Raw genomic sequence first — 5,032 nt, 5'->3', positions numbered from 1 at the left:
CTCGACTTCGCGCGGATCAAGCGACTCGCCAAGGCGCCGGTGCTGGTCGACTTGCGCAATATCTATCGCCCGGAAGACGTTCGGACGGCGGGGTTCGCCTATACGAGCATCGGTCGCAGCTGAGGCGAAGGATGCACCGTGGTATACGTCCAGCTTCATTACGTTACAGGCAGCTAGAGGTTATGGTTTACGTTTGCCCCTTGCTGCTGACACGCTAGGCCAACAAAAGCTCAGAGCTAGAGGAAGTGATTTGACTAAGATGCCATATGGCCGACATCGAGTGCTCGTCACGGGTGGCGCAGGCTTCCTTGGTTCCCACCTGATCGACCGTCTCATTGAGCGCGGGGATGAGGTGCTCTGCGTCGACAATCTATTTACTGGCGACAAGAGCAATATCGACCACCTTACCGGGCACCCTCGTTTCGAGTTCATGCGACACGATGTTTCATTCCCCCTCTATGTCGAGGTGGATGCAATTTATAACCTCGCGTGTCCCGCCTCGCCGATTCATTATCAGCGCGACCCCGTACAGACTACGAAGACGAGCGTCGTGGGCGCGATTAATATGCTTGGCTTGGCCAAGCGGCTGAAGGTGCCGATCTTCCAGGCATCGACTAGTGAGGTATATGGGGACCCGGCGGTTCACCCTCAAACCGAGGCATATTGGGGCAATGTAAACCCGATCGGCATCCGCAGCTGCTACGATGAAGGCAAGCGTTGTGCTGAGACCCTGTTTTTCGATTATCATCGCCAGCACCACCTCAAGATCAAGGTTGCGCGGATATTCAATACCTACGGACCGCGCATGCATGCAGCCGACGGGCGTGTAGTTTCCAATTTTATCGTACAAGCGCTCAAGGGCGAGGACATCACCATCTATGGGGACGGCTCGCAGACCCGCTCGTTCTGCTACGTCGACGATCTATTGCGCGGATTTCTCGCGCTGATGGACACCGCGGATGAGGTGACTGGACCGATCAACATCGGCAATCCCAACGAATTCACGATCAGACAACTGGCCGAGGCTGTGGTGAGGAAGGTGGGCGGCAGGTCGAAGCTTGTTCAGCAGCCATTGCCTCAAGATGACCCTACACAGCGGCAACCGGATATCTCCCATGCACGGGATGTCCTTGGTTGGAATCCTGAAGTCGAACTGGATGAAGGGCTCGACCGTACGATCGCATACTTTCGGGAAAAGCTCGAGCGATCCTGAACTGCTGAAGTTTGTACCATGGCCTCTCCACCCTCGGAGCACTCCTCCTTGGCTAGAGATTGGATCAAGTCGATTGCGTCCGCGGACGCTGCTGATTGGCTAACCGTATCCGCCTATCTGTTCGCAGCCCTGATGTGCTATTGGGCTGCGAAACTCGCCATCCAGGCCGGCGAACGTTCGGAGCGGCACTTCTGGTTTGCGATGGCCATACTGTTGGGGCTCTTCGCAGTTAATGAACTACTCGATTTGCAGACGGTGTTGACTGCAGTGGCGAGAGCACATGCCAAGGCGTATGGCTGGTATGGCGGACGCCGAGCAATTCAATCATACTTTGTCATTTCGCTCGTAGTCTCTGCTGCAGCCCTCGCGGCGATGGCTATATGGCTGACAGCGCGCCTGCACGCCTCCCTGCGGATAGCCTTGCTCGGTTTCGGTTTTATTGCGGTATTCATCTTGCTTCGCGCAGCATCCTTTCACCATGTCGATAAGATATTGGGCAGCGGTTCTCGCTCGTTCAATTGGGGCTCTGTTCAAGAGATGATTGGCATTTTGGTCATCGCGATGGGAGCTGCAATTTACGTGCGGGAAAAGCAGAACCTTGCCTGACTCGACAGCCGCTGCGCTCAAACTAAATCCCGCAGCAAGAACCAAACCTACCTGATCTTAACGTTTACAAGTCATCCCGGAGTCGAAGGGATGAGTTGATGCATATGAGCGCAGCACTCGTGGCCATAGCGCCAGCGGATGGCGGCTTCTCCGGAAAGGGATCAGACTCCGCATCGAAGCGCGGCGCTCCACGCCGATCTCTTCGTTTGCAGGCGTCTACCAGCACCGTAACTGCAGGCGCCGCCATGGTCGTTGTCCACGACATCTCGACCGGCGGAATCTTGGTGGAGGCTGCACCCGGAGTGCTGTCGCAAGGAGACTGCTTCGAGGTAAATCTCCCCGAGAAGGGAGATGTTGGCGCCCAAGTCGTGTGGCAAAGCGGCCGCTTCTCTGGCTGTAAATTTGCTGAAGCGGTCCAGTCGGGTGTAGTAAGTGCTGCGCTATTGCGAGCCGAACCAACGCAGACGTCTAGTGGGAATGCCACGGCCATCGCAGGGCGGACGGATTTCGAACCTGAAATCAACCTGTCGGCGGCTTTGGTGCTGTCCGTGTTGCTGTGGTTTACATTAGCAGCGATATTTTACCTAGCCGCTTCTTAGCGTGAGCTTGGGACGGTTTTCGCTGGCATGTTGTTTGTAGGCCCTATTTAGCGGTAGCGTAAGATGGAACCGCTACTTCTAGTTAGGTGATTGCCACGGTAGCCGGTCGCGCCTCAAATCTGCGATCCCGAAGGTATCACGCACTTCAACTCATGCAACTGCCCGTCGGCGGACCGGCAATCTCATCCTGGCCTTCCTTCCTTCGTCACCGGCTATCTCCTGGTAATCCAGAACGTGTGCAACCGGACTTCCCCAGAAGAACATTTCTTCGGCGGTGTTGAAGTGCGCGGTTGAGCCTCTTTTCGAAGAAGGTTTGCTCAGAAGGAGCGACCAGGAACCTTGTGTCCTTGTTGGTCTTGCGGCCACGTTGCACATTGACCTGAACTTGGCCATTCCCCGACCAAATCGTGCTTCACCCCCGTAGATCATGCCGGACCCACAGCTTCGATTGCCGCGTTCATCAGGGTCTTCAATTTTAGTGAGCAGCTTATCTTGCTCAAATTCGATTTCGCACTCTGAACCCTCGCATCTGGTGACAGTACACAGCCTCTCTTGGCCATTCCACCGCAAGAGAGCCGTGGTGCCCGGCGATGGCGGGGTTGGCAGGCTTACCCGCGCACCTGTGCGAGACGTCTCAAGCAATACAACCGGCCGGTAGCTTCCCGGGGTGATAAGGCGTGCACCCGATCCTTCTGCTGAAGAAACTGACCTTTGCCTAACAAGGTCATCGATGCTGCGAGGGTGAGACATGCCATCATCTCGCAGCTTTAGGGTTAAATATCTGCGCCGAAGGTATAGACAACAGCATGTTAACGGGGGCGGGATGGCTCCGTATGATTTCAGAGCACCTCAGGAACCTGAACCCACGGATAAATAATAGCATCCTCGCTGCCTGGGTCAGAAACTAATCCGTGACAGCCTTCCCTGATTAACGAGTTGTCCGAGTTTCACTGTCACAACCCGCTCCGTCGCAGCGGGCAAACGCCTGCGGCGCCCCAAGCGAACAGCGGTGGCAGGCCCGGGACATGAAACCTAATCTAAAACAGCAGATGCTCCTGGTTCAATGTGATGATCCGGAGACAAACAAGTTTGTGGCGCGTGCTGCATCGAGCGCCGGATGGGAAGTCATTGTTCGAGGGTGTCCGAACGAAGTTCTTGATCACGCTCCTACTGAGCTGAATTCTCGCCCAACCGCTGTCGTAGTCGATGGGCGGCAGGAGCCTGTAGCTGCACGGGAGCTTGTCGGCAGGTTCAGCGGAAGCAACCCGTCTGTGCCAAGTCTTGTATTGATTAAGGCGGTGTCACCGGATGAGCGTGCCGAGTTTCTGCGCGCCGGTGCCACGGACTGTCTCGAATTCCCCATCGAGCAGGACCGCTTGTTGAAGGCGCTCAGAATTGCGAGTTCACCAGAGGCGGGTCCCACCGAACTTAAGCCCATTGATGAGCAGCTCGACATATCGGGACGCTTCGACAGCTTAATAGGGGCAGACCCGAGCTTCAGGAAGGTCCTAGCGTTGGCTGCGAAGGTGGCGCGAACGCATGCCAATCTCGTAGTCACGGGCGAAGCAGGCACGGGTAAAGAACTGCTCCTTCGCGCGGTTCATTCTGCCTCTCCCCGGTGCGGCGAAGCTTTTGAGGTGATCCGCGTCCGTGGGGTAAGATCCTCGGAATTGCTGTCAGCCCTGTTTGGCCTCGAGGCGGGGGCGCAACTTGGAGCATTTCAGCGTCGCAAGGGAGCATTCGAGCGGGCTGATGGCGGAACCTTGTTGATCCACGAGATCAACCGATTGCCGCTTGAGGTGCAGGAACAACTAGCCACTGCTTTGTCAGGTGGACAAATCCAGCCTCTGGGTGCGAAATACAGCTTTCAAATCAATGTGCGCTTGCTCGCTTCTTCCACTCTGTCGCTCGAGGAGCTGTTGAGGAGCGGCCATTTGTGCTCCTCCCTTTTTGAAGTGCTGAATTCGGCCGAAATCCACCTCCCGCCGCTGCGCGAACGAGCCGTGGATATTCCCGCATTTGCCAGGTCCTTCCTGCGCAAGATCAATGAAGGAGGCGAGGGTCCTGAGTTCACGATGAGCGAAGGTGCACTTGCTCTTCTGGCTGCATACCACTGGCCTGGAAACCTGAGCCAATTGCAGGCCGTGCTATTCAGGGCCTCCGCGACATGCTCAGGGGACGTGCTGAAACCGGAACACCTGCAGCCACTCCTGTCCGGGAGTCCCGATAGCCAAGTTGCGGGTGAGGTTTCCCCCCCTACTCAAGGGAACCTGATTATATTTTCGAGAGATGGACACCTGCGCTCTTGGGAGGACATCGAAAAAGATGTGATCCGGCTGGCCATCGGCCACTACGGCGGACAGATGAGCGAAGTTGCGCGCCGCTTGGGGATCGGCCGCTCGACGCTATATCGGAAACTAGAGCAGATTTCTCTTAAGGATGAGCTCTAGTCTGAAGGTTGCGGCGCTTGCCGCCTTCCACGATGATCTTGTCCTTGGCGCCGCACTAGGGCGATTCAGGTAGGCCGCAAGCGTGCCGGTTGCGTGGCGGTGGCGCGGTGCTAAGCCGCGTACCCATGACAACCCGCAAACTCATCAGAAAAGCCGTTTTTCCC

4 protein-coding genes and 1 pseudogene are annotated in these 5,032 nt (G+C 56.5%); all 5 read left to right on the top strand.

Annotated elements, in window-relative coordinates; genetic code table 11:
* Positions 1–123: pseudogene (locus E0504_RS54745) on the top strand (UDP-glucose dehydrogenase); the annotation flags it as partial.
* Positions 124–259: 136 nt separating this feature from the next.
* Positions 260–1,213: a UDP-glucuronic acid decarboxylase family protein gene (locus E0504_RS45955; RefSeq protein WP_131627633.1), complete on the top strand. Its 954-nt coding sequence runs from the start codon at positions 260–262 to the stop codon at positions 1,211–1,213.
* Positions 1,214–1,261: 48 nt separating this feature from the next.
* Complete coding sequence (locus E0504_RS45950) at positions 1,262–1,819, top strand: hypothetical protein (protein ID WP_131627632.1); 558 nt, start codon at positions 1,262–1,264, stop codon at positions 1,817–1,819.
* A gap of 98 nt (positions 1,820–1,917) precedes the next feature.
* Positions 1,918–2,418: a PilZ domain-containing protein gene (locus E0504_RS45945; RefSeq protein WP_131627630.1), complete on the top strand. Its 501-nt coding sequence runs from the start codon at positions 1,918–1,920 to the stop codon at positions 2,416–2,418.
* Positions 2,419–3,443: 1,025 nt separating this feature from the next.
* Complete coding sequence (locus tag E0504_RS45940; protein WP_131627628.1) at positions 3,444–4,868, top strand: sigma-54 dependent transcriptional regulator; 1,425 nt, start codon at positions 3,444–3,446, stop codon at positions 4,866–4,868.
* Positions 4,869–5,032 lie beyond the last annotated feature (164 nt).

It is taken from the genome of Parafrankia sp. BMG5.11, from assembly GCF_004337455.1.
This window is presented reverse-complemented; position numbering and strand designations above follow the sequence as displayed.